The organism is Bacteroides sp. GD17, from assembly GCF_038448625.1.
Classification (GTDB): Bacteria; Bacteroidota; Bacteroidia; order Bacteroidales; family Bacteroidaceae; genus Bacteroides.
The window spans coordinates 857,733-874,761 of sequence record NZ_JBCEZS010000001.1 but is presented as its reverse complement, the minus strand read 5'-3'; the positions used below and the strand labels follow the sequence as shown (position 1 = coordinate 874,761).

General features: G+C 47.7%; 11 protein-coding genes. 4 read left to right on the top strand and 7 right to left on the bottom strand.

Annotated features, from left to right (window positions below):
* Positions 1-186 precede the first annotated feature (186 nt).
* On the bottom strand, positions 187-3,438 hold the full coding sequence (locus tag AAE250_RS02980) for a S41 family peptidase (protein ID WP_342288667.1): 3,252 nt from the start codon (positions 3,436-3,438) through the stop codon (positions 187-189).
* 242 nt (positions 3,439-3,680) lie between these two features.
* Between AAE250_RS02980 and AAE250_RS02975 the strand changes: the two genes are divergently transcribed.
* From AAE250_RS02975 to AAE250_RS02960, 4 genes are read left to right on the top strand one after another with little or no spacing between them, the layout of a single operon-like run.
* On the top strand, positions 3,681-5,006 hold the full coding sequence (locus tag AAE250_RS02975; protein WP_342288666.1) for a TolC family protein: 1,326 nt from the start codon (positions 3,681-3,683) through the stop codon (positions 5,004-5,006).
* A 25-nt stretch (positions 5,007-5,031) separates the two neighbouring features.
* Positions 5,032-6,126: an HlyD family secretion protein gene (locus AAE250_RS02970; RefSeq protein WP_342288665.1), complete on the top strand. Its 1,095-nt coding sequence runs from the start codon at positions 5,032-5,034 to the stop codon at positions 6,124-6,126.
* Between the two features lie 6 nt (positions 6,127-6,132).
* Positions 6,133-7,773, top strand: a complete 1,641-nt coding sequence (locus AAE250_RS02965; RefSeq protein ID WP_342288664.1) for an MFS transporter — start codon at positions 6,133-6,135, stop codon at positions 7,771-7,773.
* Positions 7,774-7,811: 38 nt separating this feature from the next.
* Complete coding sequence (locus AAE250_RS02960; protein WP_342288663.1) at positions 7,812-8,678, top strand: helix-turn-helix domain-containing protein; 867 nt, start codon at positions 7,812-7,814, stop codon at positions 8,676-8,678.
* Positions 8,679-8,682: 4 nt separating this feature from the next.
* Here the strand turns inward: AAE250_RS02960 and AAE250_RS02955 are convergent, their stop codons facing one another.
* The 6 genes from AAE250_RS02955 to kdpB all read right to left on the bottom strand — a co-directional run bounded on the left by AAE250_RS02955 (position 8,683) and on the right by kdpB (position 17,016).
* Positions 8,683-10,755, bottom strand: coding sequence for an LruC domain-containing protein (locus AAE250_RS02955; protein ID WP_342288662.1), 2,073 nt, complete (start codon positions 10,753-10,755; stop codon positions 8,683-8,685).
* A gap of 137 nt (positions 10,756-10,892) precedes the next feature.
* The gene (locus tag AAE250_RS02950; protein WP_342288661.1) at positions 10,893-11,591 is read right to left on the bottom strand and encodes an SGNH/GDSL hydrolase family protein; all 699 of its coding nucleotides are present in this window, start codon (positions 11,589-11,591) and stop codon (positions 10,893-10,895) included.
* A 20-nt stretch (positions 11,592-11,611) separates the two neighbouring features.
* Positions 11,612-13,051 carry an ATP-binding protein gene (locus AAE250_RS02945; RefSeq protein ID WP_342288660.1) on the bottom strand — a complete coding sequence of 480 codons (1,440 nt, stop codon included), beginning with the start codon at positions 13,049-13,051 and terminating at the stop codon, positions 11,612-11,614.
* A 21-nt stretch (positions 13,052-13,072) separates the two neighbouring features.
* A complete protein-coding gene (locus tag AAE250_RS02940; protein WP_342288659.1) occupies positions 13,073-14,197 on the bottom strand; it encodes a sensor protein KdpD in 1,125 nt (374 codons plus the stop codon).
* 179 nt (positions 14,198-14,376) lie between these two features.
* On the bottom strand, positions 14,377-14,955 hold the full coding sequence (locus AAE250_RS02935) for a K(+)-transporting ATPase subunit C (RefSeq protein ID WP_342288658.1): 579 nt from the start codon (positions 14,953-14,955) through the stop codon (positions 14,377-14,379).
* Positions 14,956-14,967: 12 nt separating this feature from the next.
* Entirely contained in the window at positions 14,968-17,016 is a 2,049-nt protein-coding gene (gene kdpB, locus AAE250_RS02930; protein ID WP_342288657.1) for a potassium-transporting ATPase subunit KdpB, read from the bottom strand.
* Between the last annotated feature and the right edge of the window lie 13 nt (positions 17,017-17,029).

The following is a 17,029-nucleotide window of genomic DNA, read 5'->3' as shown; positions in this document are numbered from 1 at the left end:
TCTTCATAGTAATAGACCTCCTCTCAACTTCCTATTTCTACATTATATAAAAAGACTAATACAGACTCTATCAAGTTCATTTCCCTCCCCATACCAGGTATGTATCAGTAATTCTCCTCCCCCAAGAGGGAAGAGGAGAATTAATATACTTCTCTCGTTATTCAGCAGCAAGCAAAGAGGTCGTAGTTATTTACTGAAATCTCTCGGAGCCGGTGCAGGAGGCAACGGCTTGCGGTTTTGCAACTCCTTCATCACCTCTTCAATAGCTTTATTCAGCTGTTCATCTTCACCGTTCCATTCTTTGATCGGATCATTATCAATCAAGATATCCGGATCGACACCGTGATTTTCGATAATCCACTCCCCAGTCTTAGCATCGTAGCTCGTAAAGAAAGGAACACGGATATCCGTACCATCCATATAAGGAAGCGGGCCACTGATACCGATAATTCCACCCCAAGTACGCGTTCCAATCAACTTACCAAGCCCGAGTGCACGGAAGCCCCAAGGGAAGAGATCACCGTCGGAAGCAGAATATTTATTAATCAGACAAACTTTAGGACCGACTTGTACGGCATCAGGTACAGTACCTGTCTTGATGGAACCACGACGCATAGTCATGCGGTAAGGTTCGCGAGACAGACGTTCCAGAATCATTGGAGAAACATTACCTCCGCCATTAGCACGGTCGTCTATAATCAAGCCTTCCTTATCGAGCTGGGGATAAAAGTAACGGGCAAATTCATTCAGACCTTCCGGACCCATATCAGGAATGTAGATATAGCCGATACGGCCTTTTGAAATCTCATCCACCTTCTTCAGATTATTCTGCACCCAATTATAATGGTAAAGAGGATATTCATCTTCAATCGGACTGATGACAATCTTCCGTGCCCCTGCCAGCTGTGGCTTGCTGTTCAGAGAAATCTCCGTCGGCACACCGGCTTTACCCACCAGCAAGGCATATAGATTCTTCACCGAATTGGTAGGGATATCATCAATAGCTACAATGTAATCTCCTTCTTTGGCCTCAATGCCCGGTTCCGTAAGCGGTGAACGTAGTTCTTTGTTCCAAGAAGCTCCGGCGAGAATCTTATCCAGGCGGAAGAAGCCACTCTTGTCGGCAGAGACCTCGGCACCCAGCAATCCGGTATTGATACGTATCGGCCTGTCCGTTTCACCGGGGTTGACATAGGCATGACCGCAGTTCAATTCACCTATCATCTCGCCAATGATATAGTTCAGATCGAGACGTGTCTTCACGTATGGCAGCAACACGGCATATTTCTGCTTGATAGCTTTCCAGTCCACACCATGCATATTCTCCTGATAGAAACCGTCGCGATAAGCACGCCAAGCCTCATCGAAGATTTGGGCCCACTCCTTGGGATAATCAATCGTGATGGACATATTATCAAGATTAACAGGATTCGTCAGATTAACTTTCCCTCCGGGGATGTCAGTGATATAAACATTGTTATCCTTATAGAACAAAGCCTTCTTGTTGCCCGGAGCAACAGACATCCTCCCCCCCTCGGCAACGGTTTCTTCTTTTTGTGCATCCAAGTCGAAGACTTTTATTCCGCCACGCGTCTGATAGTAGACCTTCTTTCCGTCCGAATAGAAATTTCCATAGTACGAAGCGGGAACAGGCAGCTTAATGATACGCTCGGCAATACCTTCTGGATCGAACTTCACGAGGGCAACAGGAGCCGTTTCGGCTTTTGCATCCTTTTTCCCGGCAGCTTTGTCGGCGGCAGGTCTCGATGCTTCGTCTTTCTTATCACCGCCCACCACGGCATCTTTCTGCAGGAAAGGCGAAGGAGTTTCTTTAGACAACAGTGCAAGATAAACTCCGGACATATTATTATAAACATGGTTCCATTCCAACTGACCGTATGTCGGGTTGAAGTCGCGAGCCGACGAGAATATCAAGTACTTGCCATCTGTGCTGAACACCGGTGCAGAAGAGTTATACCACTTATCGGTTACCGCATGTTCTTTCTTTCCGGCAAGATCGTAAACATACACTACCGAGATATCATTATCTCCCGTACGAACATAAGTCAACCATTTGCTGTCCGGTGAGAACGTTACGCCGCGCGGTTCGCCCAGCGGGTCTTGCAGCAACGTAGTTATCTGGCGTGAAGCTACATCCAGCAGATTAATCCGATTCTTACGGTCGGTATAAACAATCATTTTGCTGTCCGGGCTCCATTCAAAACCACGGATATATGTATCATTGTTCTTCGTCAGTTGTACCGGATTGCCCTCTGCAGCATCCTGAAGATAGATTTCCGTTTCTCCGGTAGCATCCGAGATATAAGCAATGAGCTTTCCATCGGGCGACCATTGCGCATCACGTTCATGCGCACCCGGGCTGCGAGTGATGTTCTTGGTCACGCCCTTTGTGGCCGGGACATTAAAGACTTCGCCGCGCGCCGTAATCGCAATCCGCTCTCCGTCCGGAGAACTGCTGAGGGAAGTAATATAATCGGCTCCGTTCTTCATAGCGCTGCGAGCATATATGTTGTCGGAAGCCAGGCTGATGTTCACTTTCTCCGGCCGACGGGTAGCGGCATCCATCTTATAGATATATCCGCCATTCTCGAACACGATAGTATGGCCGGAAGCGCTCGGAAACTTGACATCGTATTCGGTGAAATTGGTCACCTTTGCCGTTTGCCGGGTCTTCGTGTTGTAGACGAAGATGTTCATCGTACGGTCGCGGTCGGAAAGGAAGAAAATATCGTCGCCTATCCACATGGGGAAGATGTCCTGGGCAACGTTGTTCGTGATATTCTCTACCGACTTCTTGTCGGGATTGTAGATCCAGATATCGTCGGCCATACCGCCTTTATAGTATTTCCAGGTGCGGAATTCACGCATCGTACGGTTATAAGCCAACAGTTTTCCGTCGGGCGAGTAGCTACAGAAGCCACCCTCGGGCAAAGGAATGACATCGGGCATACCACCTTCATGGTTCACGGAATAAAGTTTACCATCGAAACTGGAACTGATGCGGTTGCGATACACGATCTGTTTTCCGTCAGGCGTCCAGGCCATTACGATGTTGTTGGGACCCATGCGATCACCCAGATCATCGCGGGCATTCGTTGCCGTATAGGTCAGGCGTTGCGGTTCGCCACCTGTAGAGGGGATGGTGTACACTTCGGTATTGCCATCATACTGTCCCGTAAAAGCAATCGTCTTGCCATCGGGCGAGAAACGAGGAAACATTTCGTAACCCACGTGCGAAGTCAGGCGCTGTGCCTCGCCACCCGAAACGGGTACTTTGTACAAATCGCCTGCAAATGAGAAAACAATCTCACTGCCGTTCGTAGCCGGGAAACGCAACAAACGTGCCTCGTCCGCAGCAGAAAGCAATGCGGGCACACCGGCTAAAAGAAATAAGGATAGAAAGAGTTTCTTATTCATACTGTTTTAGAATTAGTCAACTTACAAAAGTATAAAAAAGATTTAATGACAGCTACCGGGAAGGCATATAAATTCAGCGCGGCTTGCATTTGAAACGGGAGGCGCCTCCATTTTCAACCGACTACAGAGTGCCCTCATCCTCCCCCTCATTAAAGGAAAATATAAACACTATCAGTTGATATATGGACAGATTCTTTCTGCCGATAACCGCTAACTTTGTCCTCAAAATTAAACTTCCTGTTATGAGAAAACTACTGTTCATTTTTTCTTTTCTCTGCCTGCCCGCCGTGCACCTCTACGCACAAGATACGTTGGCCTTGGAGGATTGTCTCCAAATAGGCATTGAGAGCAACCTTTCCCTGCAAAGCAAGCGGAAAGAGATACAGAAAGGCAAGTACGGCATCTCCGAGAACCGGGCGAAGCTGTTGCCCCAAATCAACGGCTTCGCCAACTACAGCGACAACATCGACCCTCCGGTATCGGTCACCGACGGATCGGCCTACGGAACACCCTACAACGTGACCCACACCCTGCAATATAGCGCCAACACCGGCCTGCAGCTCCAACTGCCGCTCTATAACCAAACCCTCTACACCACCCTCTACATCGCCAAAACCATGGACGAAACGAACCGGCTCTCTTACGAAAAAGCCCGCGAAGACCTCATCCTGCAAATCTGCAAGATGTACTACCTGGGACAAGTCACCGCCGAACAGATCGCCCTGATAAAAGCCAACATCACCCGCCTGGAAGAACTGAAGGAAATCACCCTCGCCTTCTACGACAACGGCATGGCGATGGAAGTCGACGTAAAGCGCGTCAGCATCAACCTGGAAAACCTGAAAGTGCAGTATGACAACGCCCAGGCAATGCTGGAACAGCAACTGAACCTGCTGAAATATATCATCGACTATCCGGCAGAACAACGCATCGCCCTGACACCCGTACACACCGAAAGCATCACCCCCGCCGCCCTGACCGGACTGTCGGAAAACCTGTACGAACTCCAACTGCTGCAATCGCAAAAGCAGCTGGCCGAACAACAGAAAAAGCTGATAAGCAACGGCTACATCCCCTCGCTGAGCCTGACGGGCAACTGGGGCTTCTCCGCATTCACAGACAAAGCCTATCACTGGTTCCACTCCGGCCCCTCCGGCCACTGGTACCGCTCCTATGGCCTGGGACTGTCCCTGCGTGTCCCCATCTTCGACGGACTGGACAAGCGATACAAGACGAAGAAGGCAATCATCGACATAGAAAACATCAAGCTGACGCTAGAAGACACCCGCAAGAACCTGCAGACCCAGTACCTGAACACCACCAATGACCTGCTGAACAACCAGCGGAACTTCAAGAAGCAGAAAGACAACTACCTGCTAGCCGAAGATGTATATGCCGTCACGATGGACCAGTACCGCGAAGGAATCACCTCCATGACCGACGTCCTGCAGGACGAAATGCGGATGAGCGAAGCACAGAACAACTACATCAGCGCACACTACAACTACCGCATCACCAACCTGATGTTGCTGAAGCTGACCGGACAAATAGAATCATTAGTCAAATAACATACAGAATCAAAGAAATCAGAATATGGAAACAATGGAAAACAACAGCTCTACCCTGAACACACATCAGGAGAAAGCAAAAAAGTTAAGAAAACTGCGCCGTTGGCAAATCGTAGTCAGCCTGCTGGGAATAGCCATCATGGCCTGGGGAGTGATTCAAATCGTCTGCCTCTTCCTGGACTACAAACGGACCGAAACCAGTAACGACGCACAGATAGAACAATACATCTCCCCCGTCAACCTGCGTGCCTCGGGCTACATCAAGAAGATCTATTTCACCGAGCATCAGGAAGTGCACAAAGGAGACACCCTGCTTGTGCTGGACGACCGCGAGTATAAAATCCGCGTCATGGAAGCCGAAGCCGCCCTGAAGGACGCACAAGCCGGCGCCACGGTCATCGGCGCCACCCTGCAAACCACGCAGACCACCGCCTCCGTGTACGACGCCTCCATCTCCGAAATAGAAATCCGCCTCGCCAAGCTGGAGAAGGACCGCCAACGCTATCAGAACCTGCTGAAACGGAAAGCAGCCACCCCCATACAACTGGAACAGATAGAAACCGAATACGAAGCCACCCGCAAGAAGCTGGAAGCCACGAAACGCCAGCAGAAGGCCGCCTTCTCGGGAGTAAACGAAGTGTCGCACCGCCGCGAGAGCACAGAAGCTGCCATCGAGCGGACCACAGCAGCACTCGACATGGCTCGGCTGAACCTGTCGTATACCGTCGTCACAGCCCCCTGCGACGGCAAACTGGGACGCCGGGCACTGGAAGAGGGGCAGTACATCACAGCCGGACAGACCATCACCTACATCTTACCCGATACGCAGAAATGGATCGTTGCCAACTACAAAGAGACACAAATCGAGAACCTGCGCCTCGGCCAAGAAGTAGTCATCACCGTAGATGCCATCAGCAACAAGAAGTTCAGCGGGAAAGTGACGGCCATCTCAGGAGCAACCGGCTCCAAGTACTCACTGGTTCCTACCGACAACTCAGCCGGCAACTTCGTAAAGATACAGCAACGCATACCCGTCCGCATCGACTTCACCAACCTTTCCAAAGAAGAGAATGAGAAGCTTGTGGCAGGCATGATGGTAGTAGTAAAAGCCAAACTTTAAAGCACAATGCCCTCATACCCCAAGAACTACCCCTTCTACAACTGGGTGCCCAAACCGTTGGGCATCCTTATCCTGTTGTTGCTCTTCCTGCCCATCCTGACGGTAGGCGGAACTTACTCAGTCAACAGTACCGAGATGATGAGCGGACTGGGCATCATATCCGAACACATCCAGTTTGCCAATTTTGCCACTTCCATAGGCATGGCCGCTTTCTGCCCGTTCCTCTACCGTCTGGTGGTCATCCGGAGGGAGAAGATGATGTGCATTGCCGGTTTCTCGCTGATGTATATCTTCAGCTACATCTGCGCCAAGACCGACAGCATCTTCCTCCTGGCACTCTGCAGCCTGCTCACGGGCTTTCTGCGGATGGTATTGATGATGGTCAACCTGTTCACCCTCATCAAGTATGCAGGCAACATGGAAGCCTACGACAAAATCACTCCCGGCAACGAGCCCACAAGCGGTGCAGCCTGGGACAAACTAGACATAGAGCGAAGCATCGCCCAACCGGCCATCTACCTGTTCTTTATGATACTGGGGCAATTAGGCACCTCGCTCACGGCCTGGCTCTCTTTTGAGTACGAATGGAAATATGTCTACTACTTCATGATGGGGCTGTTGCTGTTCTGCATCCTCATCCTGTTTATCACGATGCCCTATCACAAATACCCCGCAGGACGCTTTCCCATCAACTTCAGGCAATTCGGCGACGCTTCCATCTTCTGCATCCCGCTGGTCTGCATCACGTACATACTGACCTACGGAAAAGTACTCGACTGGTACGACGACCCTACCATCCGATGGGCCACCGTCTGCGCCCTTCTCAGCGGCGGGTTGTTTCTTTACCTGGAAGCCACGCACCGCAATCCCTATTACCAACTGGACGTGCTCAAGCTGCGCACTATCCGCTTTGGCTTTCTATTCTATCTGCTGCTGATGGTACTGAATTCCAGCTCCATGTTCGTCAACGTATTTGCAGGAATAGCCATGAAGCTGGACAATCTGCAGAATGCCACTTTAAGCAACTGGAGCATGCTGGGCTACTTCATCGGTACAGTCGTGACCATCGGCCTGAGCATGAAAGGCGTACACTTCAAATACCTTTTCGCCGCAGGCTTCCTGCTGATCGGCCTGTCCGCCATGTTCATGTACTTCGAGGTGCAAAGTGCCGGGTTGTACGAACGGATGAAATACCCCGTCATCATCCGCTCCACAGGCATGATGATGCTTTACTCGCTGATACCAACATTCGCCACCCAACGCATGCCTTACAAGTTCCTCTCCTCCTGGATTTGCACCATGCTTACCGTGCGTATGGTACTCGCCCCCGGTATCGGTGCCGCCCTGTATGCCAATGTATTGCAGGAACGCCAGCAACACTATGTCACCCGTTATGCCCAGAATGTAGACATGCTGCATCCCGAAGCATCTGCTTCGTTCGCTCAAACCGTGCAGGGCATGCAATATCAGGGAAAGAGCAAAGCGGAGGCAATAAACATGGCGGCCATATCCACCAAAGGGCGCATTCAGGTACAGGCCACGCTCTCCGCCCTGAAGCAAATGGCGGGTTGGACCTTGTATGCTTGTCTTTTTTGTATGATATTTGCACTCATTATTCCCTATCCTAAACGAAAACTACTAACTTAGCGGCGTTTTCAAAAAAAGGATTTATAATATCGTATGTTATGGATGCTCAACAAGAACGCTTATCCCGCCTCGACTATTCACTATTATGCGAGGAAAACATTTGTAGTTCAAGAGGTATGCTCTGCGCTTTTCCCGCCTCCCTGAAGAAACCGTTTCTGATAAAAGGAGCGGGGTTAGTTGTGTGCCGACAAGGAAATTTCGCATTCTCCCTCAACCAGAAGCCATTCTCCGCCCAGGCAGGCGAAACGCTTTTCATCCCCGAGGAATCCCTCTTCCAAGTACTCAAGGAATCGGAAGACCTGCAACTGTTCATCCTTATTTATCAGATAGAGCCGATACGGGATATTATGGGCAACTCAGTAGTCTCCATGTACCTGTACATGCAACTCCGAACGGAACCATGCTACGTATGGAACACCGGCGAGGAAGAAGAAGTCTTGAAGTATATGGCTTTATTAGACAGTACTCTACAGATGCAGGAAAGCACTTTCAACAGCTATGAACAGAAACTGCTGTTACTGGGATTGACGTACCGTATTTGCTCCATTTACAACCGCAAACTGCTGGATCTGAAGACCTCCGTAGGGCATAAACACGATATATTCATGAAACTGATTCAGTTGATAGAGAAATATTATACAGAACAACGCGGAGTGGAATTTTATGCAGACAAACTTTGTTTGTCCCCCAAATACCTCTCCGCATTGTCCAAATCAATCAGTGGGTTCACGGTACAAGAACTGATATTCAAGTCCATCATCCGTAAAAGTATCTCGCTGCTCAAGAATACCCAAAAGAATATTCAGGAAATATCCAATTACTTCAACTTCCCCAATGCTTCTTATTTCGGTACGTTCTTCAAGAAACAGACTGGGATGTCTCCGCAGCAGTATCGCAAGCAATAAAAAATTAATTGTTATAAACGCAGTCCGGATTCACTTTATCCAGCCAGGTAATATTGTGTCCATCCACATTACTCCAAGTTTTATAATCCGGATAAGCCTCCATAATCGAGATTCTTTCCAACGGGTATTTCCATCCCACATTTCCACTCGTTTCATTAGGAATATCCAATGCCCACGGGAACATATCTGCCATACGGTAACTTGAAGAAGTTCCATTTGTTACATCTACTCCTGTTCCAAATAAATCCATATTGACTTTACTCGTAGGCTTCATATCCGTTAAATGAATTTCCTTTGAACGGTCTATGACATAAATGAACGGATTGAACTTAGAAAGCAAGTTGTTACCGGCATCAGATACAGTTTCTTTCAAACGGATTACTACACTCGCCGATGTACTTACCACCTTCCCCGAGCTTGCCTCCGTATTGATAAAGCCACCAGCATTACCAAATGCCGAACGCGTATTATCATAGACAATAATTGTTGCCAATGCATCAGTACCATCTTCAAGTGTTGCACCATCCACACCTGCTACATTACTTCTTTGTATAGGTAGCTGTATACCGAAACCACTGCTATAAGCAGCTCCTAAAGCTTTGGGAGTAAACGCTAATTCAATTTTCCGTATATCTGTCGCTCCCTCTGTTTCCGGTATAAGAGTATATGTATAGTCAATCACAAGATCATTGAAGTCATAGTCTCCCTTATCAGGCCAATTATCCTCAAAAGCCAGCACACCGGAAATACCGTATCCCTTGGGATCTTCCGACGGTGGAGGCGGAACATCATCTTGCGGTTTGATGATAGGATCGGATTCTACCATAAATAAAATATCGTTGTAGTCTTTATCATTATTTTTATCCGTATCCAAATGCAATCTGTTTTCCATACCTACAATATTACATTGCCCCTCTTCGGACCAACGAGCAATGCCGCCGGTATACGGACCGTTGAATGGAGTATTAGGTACCTGGTCATTCAGAACCGGAGTAGAAAAACGGAATGAACCCAAATCCCCCACATTCTCGCCATTAGTTCCCGAAACCATAATCCAGCCAATGCTTTTGCCCGCCGGGAAGCGAGAAGTATACTTGCTTCCGTCCCAATACATTAACTGTACTTTAACACCCACTAAATAGGAACCGGGATTACGAGTATTCGTATTCGGGAAAAGCAATGTCTTATGAAGCTTAGCAATGTCTGTTGGTGGATTTCCCGTATCGTAGGTATAATAACATAACGAGTTTTTGGAATTTCTATTATTAATGGAGAAGCCTCCATCCCCCAAAAAAGTTACCCACACCTGTGTTCCTTCATATTCCTCACCAGCACTCAAAGACGGCTTGCCGATCACTAAATCGGTACAATAATCGGATGAATAATATTTTTCATCATCAACAGTCTCCCGCTCCGGGAACAAATTGTCAGCAATTTTACCAATACCAGACACATCAATATGGGTTGTGATGAGTTCCGGATCGACTGTATCATCACCACTAAGCAACTTGGTACCCGTACTGAAGAATCCCTTTTCATAGAATATATACACATTGTTGGCTGCATTGTATATAGTACCATTACGCGTAATCTCGGTCGCCACTGCTCTGGTATTTGGAACTCCGGCAGAAACGGAACGAGTATCCGATCCATTTCCGGCCTGGAATGTCAGGTTCATAACGTCACCAAGCTCACATTCCTGCATATATTGCCCATAGCCAACGTATGGAGTAACCACATAAACGGTCTTAACATGGTTCGAAATGTTCACTTTTACATCCATAACGCCGCTTACATTCGTAGAACCGGAATAAACAGGCAACACATCTTCCAGAAGTTTTCCTTCTTCCCCATACGGATTCTCCAGATAGATACTGAACGGAACATCGGCTGAGGGGCTTCCATTCGGGCTTTTCGCCGTAACCGTAATGTGACGTTCAATTCTAATGTTGTAATCGAACGACGGATCATACTCTTCCTTCGGTGTATCATCATCATTGCCTTTCGACAAATCCTTACTGATACAAGAAGACAATGCCAACAAGGCAATTCCTAATAAATAAATCAGTTTTGTCATAACTCCTCCTCGCTAATGGTTCTCTATAAATTTGTATATCTCGCCTATATACTATTATATTTTATGCAAAGGAACACATTTTACAAAAGATAAGCAAACTTTCTGAAAGAAAACAATATAATTCGCCCTAATTCTTTCTATTTACGAAGCACCTTATCAATGACCTTCTGAATTAACCCTTCCATCACATCATACCCTTCAGAAGTAGGATGCACTCCATCCTTGGTATACTGAGGATTCAAAGCTTTCGTTTCTCCAACGACCATCTCCGAGTAATAATCTACAAAGGGGATATGATTCTTCTTGGCATATTTCTGCAGACGGGCATTCAAACTGGCAATTTTTCGTGGTGCATCTGTAATGCTCTTGTTCCAGCCAAAGGCAGCAGCAGGAAGCGTAGTGGTCAGGATTACTTTTATGTTGTTAGCTTGGGCTAACTCTACCATCGAGACGATATTGCCAAAAGTATAGTCTTCATTGTAAGTGCCCGTATTTTCTGCAATGTCATTTGTTGCAGCGTTGAGCACTACCACCGCTGGAGAAAGATTGATTACATCCTCACGAAAACGCACAAGAAATTGATAAGAAGATTGTCCGCCTATACCTCTGCCTATATAACCATTCTTCTTGAAAAAATCAGGATGATTGTTTACCCAACCTTCCGTAATGGAATTTCCCATAAAAACGACCCGCTTACCGGAATTCTCTTCTTGCAGCAGTTCAAGATTCTCTTTTTCATAGCGTTTCAAGTTAGCCCAATCTTTATTTTGAGCATTCAATTCTGCAACCGGTAAGATGGTTATCACCAACAAAATACAAGCAAATAATTTTCTCATAATCTATCTCATTTTTAAAGTTATGCTTTCAGCCGTATTACAAAACAACTCCCCTTCCCCAGTTCACTCTGCACAGTCAATGTGCCGCCATGTGCTTCTACAAAATCCTTGGAGATAGACAGTCCCAAGCCACTGCCCTGCACTTTTGTTCCCGGCACCCGGAAGTAACGGTCGAAGATGCTTTGGTGGTAGCGGGGATCGATGCCTTTGCCAAAGTCCCGGACGTACATTTCTACAAACCCGTCCTCATGCCTGGCACCGATAACGACATGCCCGTTCTCTTTAGAATAGCGGATGGCATTGCTCAATAAGTTGGTAAGTACCCAAGCTATCTTCTCACTGTCAACAAAGAGTTTAGGCATCTTCTCCTCCGGATATTCCACTTCAATCTGGATGTTGAATTTATCGGCCTGCACCTGATTGGCTTTGATGGCATATTCCATCAGTTCGATAGGCTTCGTTATCTTAGGCATCATCTGCAATTTGCCCGCCTCCACCTGCGTCATATTCAGCAGTTCTCCGGTTATTCCAAGAAGGCGGTCGGCATTTTCCTTGATACTGTTTGACAGCTGTTCCTGTTCGTCGTTCAGCGCTCCCACCCGTTTGTCTTCCAACAATTGCAGGCTCATCAGGATTGCAGAAATAGGTGTCTTCAATTCATGGGAGATGGTCGATATGAAGGTGGTTTTAGCACTGTCCAGTTCCTTGAACTCAGTGATATTCTTTAGCAGAATAACATCTCCTAATGTATGAGGTTCGTCATCATCCGCCTCCGTATTAAGGATTGTGATGTAGGAAGCCTTGAAATAGCTTTCCTTATTGTCAGCATAAATCTTCAGCGGTTCTTTCTTTTCGCTCGGTGTAACCAACTCACGAACCAGACGGCGAAGCAAATCATTCTTCAAAGAAAGCTCCTCGGCAGAATGACGGATCACCTCCTCGCGCTTAAGATTTAGCACCGTCAATGCTTCATTATTGACAAACAAGATTTCCCGTTCACGGTTCAATCCGATAATAGGCTCATTGATACTGTTCACAATAGCTTCAAGGAATTTCTTGGCTGCAAGGATGTCGTTCAGCGTGCTGGCGCGATACTCCGTCAACCGTTCAGCCATGCGGTTAAAACTATCGGCCACCTCACGGAATTCTTCGTGACCGCTCATATCCAGGCGTTTCTTATAATTATGGTTAGCTATTTCGAGTATGCCGCGCGTCAGCTCCTGAATGGGCTTGCTGATGGAACGGGGAAGCCATACCAACAAGACGATGCTGGCAAGAATACAAACACTGCCCGTAACAGAAATCCACATCAATGCACGTTGCAACCCGGGCACTGCCGCAGGGCTGTCAGGTTCCGTAGCCGTCAATATCTGAAGATTCACAACGGAAAGAGCCACCAGCAGAATAATCATTCCGGTTAGTATACCTACGCTGAGTATCAATTTTGTACGAATATTCATAACGTTCCTAAAAATTAAAATTTATGCAAGTATAATCAAATCTATGTTTGCCTGTGCCAAATCGCCCACAAATTTTCGATATTTCAGAAGCATGAACAACGATTCGGGCAAACGGAATGAGGGACTGCCCATACAGACAGAAGTTATTTGCTTCTCTTTACAGATAGCGACAATACTACCCAGTATGTCTTTCGACTGCACCTGAACGACCTCTCCCCCCAGTTCGGTCACCAGTTTAAAATGATTCAGCAGATGCCGCTGGCTTGCCAGGCCGATGCGGTCGGAACTTTCACGCGGAGTCTGCACATAAAGAGCGATGAAACTGGTATTATAGCGCGTAGCCAGACGTGCCGCCTTGCGGATGATGTGACGCGGTGTCTTTTCCTGGCTGCTGATGCACGCCAGAAATTTCTCATGGCGGACGCCTACGCAAGAAACTACCACCTCATTCTCCACCTTATTTTCCACACGCAACGCTACTTCCTTCAATGCCAGTTCACGCAATTGCAGGATATTCTCTGTCTTGAAGAAATTGTTCAAGGCAAGCGGCACTTTGTCCGGTTTGTAAATCTTACCAGCCTTCAGCCGGGTTATCAGTTCTTCTGCCGTCAAGTCGATGTTCACAACCTCGTCGGCTTCTTCCAGAACGCTGTCGGGAATGCGTTCCTTCACCTCTATGCCCGATATGTCCTGCACTTCTTCATTGATACCTTCGATGTGCTGGATGTTGACGGCGGAAATCACATTGATACCTTCGTCCAGTAAATCCATCACATCCTGCCAGCGCTTCTCATTGCGGCTGCCTTCTACGTTGGTATGCGCCAGTTCATCCACAATCACTATTTCGGGATGTATCTGAATAATGGCATCCAGGTCCATTTCTTCCAGTTCCTTGCCCTTATAGAATATCCGGCGACGCGGAATGACGGGCAGTCCTTCCAGCAACGCCTCTGTACCGGCACGTCCGTGTGTTTCTATATATCCGATTTTCACGTCCACCCCGTTGTCCAACAAGTCGTGTGCCTCCTGAAGCATTCGGTAGGACTTGCCCACACCTGCAATCATGCCGATGTAAACCTTGAACTTCCCACGCCGCGACTTCTTTATCAAATCGAGGAAATGCTGTACACTTTCTTCCCTACTCATTCTCTTTCCGTTTTTATACTATTTACTAAGTATATCTTCTTATTTATTTCAATTATCGGTTTTTCAGCATTAAAAGGCAGGACGAGGATTCCACTCCCCCTGTATAAACGACAGCCTCCCGCTGCCTGAACAGAACTCCCCGTTCCTGCCTACAACACATGACAAACACAACTAAAAACTTATTTCTTCTGATCGGCTTCTTCCAACGCAATGTTCAACTTCAGCACATTCACCTTCTCCGTCCCGAACAAACCGAGCAACGGTTTCTCAACAGCCTTGTCAACAAGAGCCTTTACGTCAGCCTCGTTCATACCACGTGCCTGAGCCACACGCTTTACCTGTACATAAGCACCGGCCGAAGTAATATCAGGGTCCAAACCGGAACCGCTGGCCGTTACCATTTCAGCAGGCACATCCTTGCGAGACAAATAGGGATGATGCACCAGGAAAGTATCCACACGTGCCTCTACCTCAGCTAGATATTCCTCATTCGTAGGGCCTTTATTACTACCGGCAGAACTGGAAGCATCATAGCCGTCGCCCGCGCAAGAGGGACGTCCCCAGAAATAGATATCTTTTGTAAACATCTGCCCTACATTGGCAGCACCTACTACTTTGCCATTCAAGGTAGCCACTTCAGCATTCCCCTTGTTGGGGCCGGCGAACTGTGCAAATACCCATAAGATAAGGACATAGAACACAGAGAAGAATACGCAAAGTGCGAGTGTTATTTTAAGTGATTTCCAAAGAGTTTTCATTATAATACTGTTTTAAAAAAATAAACTAACTATCATATCTATCAATTTGATACCTACAAACGGAGCAATGACGCCACCTAAACCATAAATCAGCAGGTTGCGGCGAAGCAGCGCACTTGCCCCTATCGGCTTATACTGAACCCCTCTCAGAGCTAGCGGAATCAAAATAGGGATGATGATAGCATTAAAAATAACGGCCGACAAAATAGCTGTCTCAGGGCTATGCAACCCCATAATGTTCAGCGGAGCCAGTTGCGGGATGGCAACCATGAATAAAGCAGGAATGATAGCGAAATATTTGGCAACATCATTCGCAATGGAGAAAGTAGTCAGCGTACCGCGAGTCATCAACAGCTGCTTGCCTATCTCCACGATTTCAATCAGCTTGGTCGGATCATTGTCAAGATCCACCATATTGCCGGCTTCTTTGGCAGCTTGCGTACCGCTGTTCATGGCAACACCTACATTAGCTTGCGCCAGGGCGGGAGCATCGTTCGTACCGTCGCCCATCATAGCCACCAACTTACCGGACTGCTGTTCCTTCTTGATATATTCCATCTTGTCTTCCGGCTTAGCCTCAGCAATGAAATCATCCACACCGGCTTTTTCTGCAATATATTTGGCAGTCAGCGGATTGTCACCGGTCACCATCACCGTCTTTACACCCATCTTACGAAGACGTTCAAAACGTTCCTGAATACCCGGTTTGATAATATCCTGCAACTCAATAACGCCGGTCACCTTCCGGTTGACACACACCACCAGCGGTGTACCGCCATTGCTTGAGATTGCAGAGATTACATCTTCTATTTCGCGGGGGAACTCGTTTCCGGCCCCCTCCACAATCCTGCGGATAGCATCGAATGCACCTTTACGAATCTGCGTGCCGTCCTGCAAGTCGACGCCGGAACATTTGGTTTCGGCAGTAAACTTAATCATGTGGGCACCACTTGTATTCAAGTCGCGCATACGGTGACCGTTTTCACGTCCCAGTTCGATGATAGACTTACCTTCCGGCGTCTCGTCAGAGAGTGAAGACATCAGGCAGGCATCTACAAATGAGCTTTCATCGATGCCGGGAGCCGGATAGAACTTCGTAGCCTTACGGTTACCAATAGTGATTGTACCGGTCTTGTCCAGCAACAAAGTATCTATATCACCGGCAGTTTCTACCGCTTTACCCGACTTGGTGATTACATTGGCACGGAGCGCACGATCCATACCGGCAATGCCGATGGCAGAAAGCAGACCGCCGATCGTAGTCGGAATCAGGCAGACAAACAATGAGATGATAGCCGCAATAGAGATATAAGTTCCCGGATGATCTACATTGGTATAATCGGCCATCGGAATCAGCGTGACGCATACGATGACAAATACCAGCGTAAAGCCTGCCAACAGAATAGTCAATGCAATCTCATTCGGCGTCTTCTGCCGGGTGGCACCTTCCACCAGCGCAATCATCTTGTCGAGAAAGCTTTCGCCCGGTTGTTGGGTTACCAGCACTTTAATCTTATCGGAGAGTACTTTCGTACCACCCGTCACAGAACTCTTGTCACCACCCGCCTCACGAATCACCGGAGCAGACTCACCGGTAATGGCACTTTCGTCGATAGATGCCAAGCCTTCTACAATCTCACCGTCGGCAGGAATGGTATCGCCTGCTTCACAAATAAAGCAGTCACCCTTTTTCAGACGTGAACTGCTGATTGTACGGATTTTACCGTCAATCAGAATTTTGGCGGGAGTCTCTTCACGCGTCTTGCGCAAGCTGTCGGCCTGTGCCTTGCCGCGTGCTTCGGCAATGGCCTCGGCAAAGTTGGCAAACAGCAAGGTTGCAAACAGAACGACAAACACCAGGAAGTTATATCCAAACGTTCCATATTCCGCTGTTCCCAGGGAGAGGATGCAGACCACCAGCATCACCAGCGTCACAATCTCCACCGTGAACATAATCGGGTTCTTTATCATCATCCGTGGATTCAGCTTCACGAATGATTGCTTCAAACTTTCCATTACTTGCTCCTTTTGAAACAAAGAAGCTGATTTCTTATCTTTCATATCTTTCTTATTC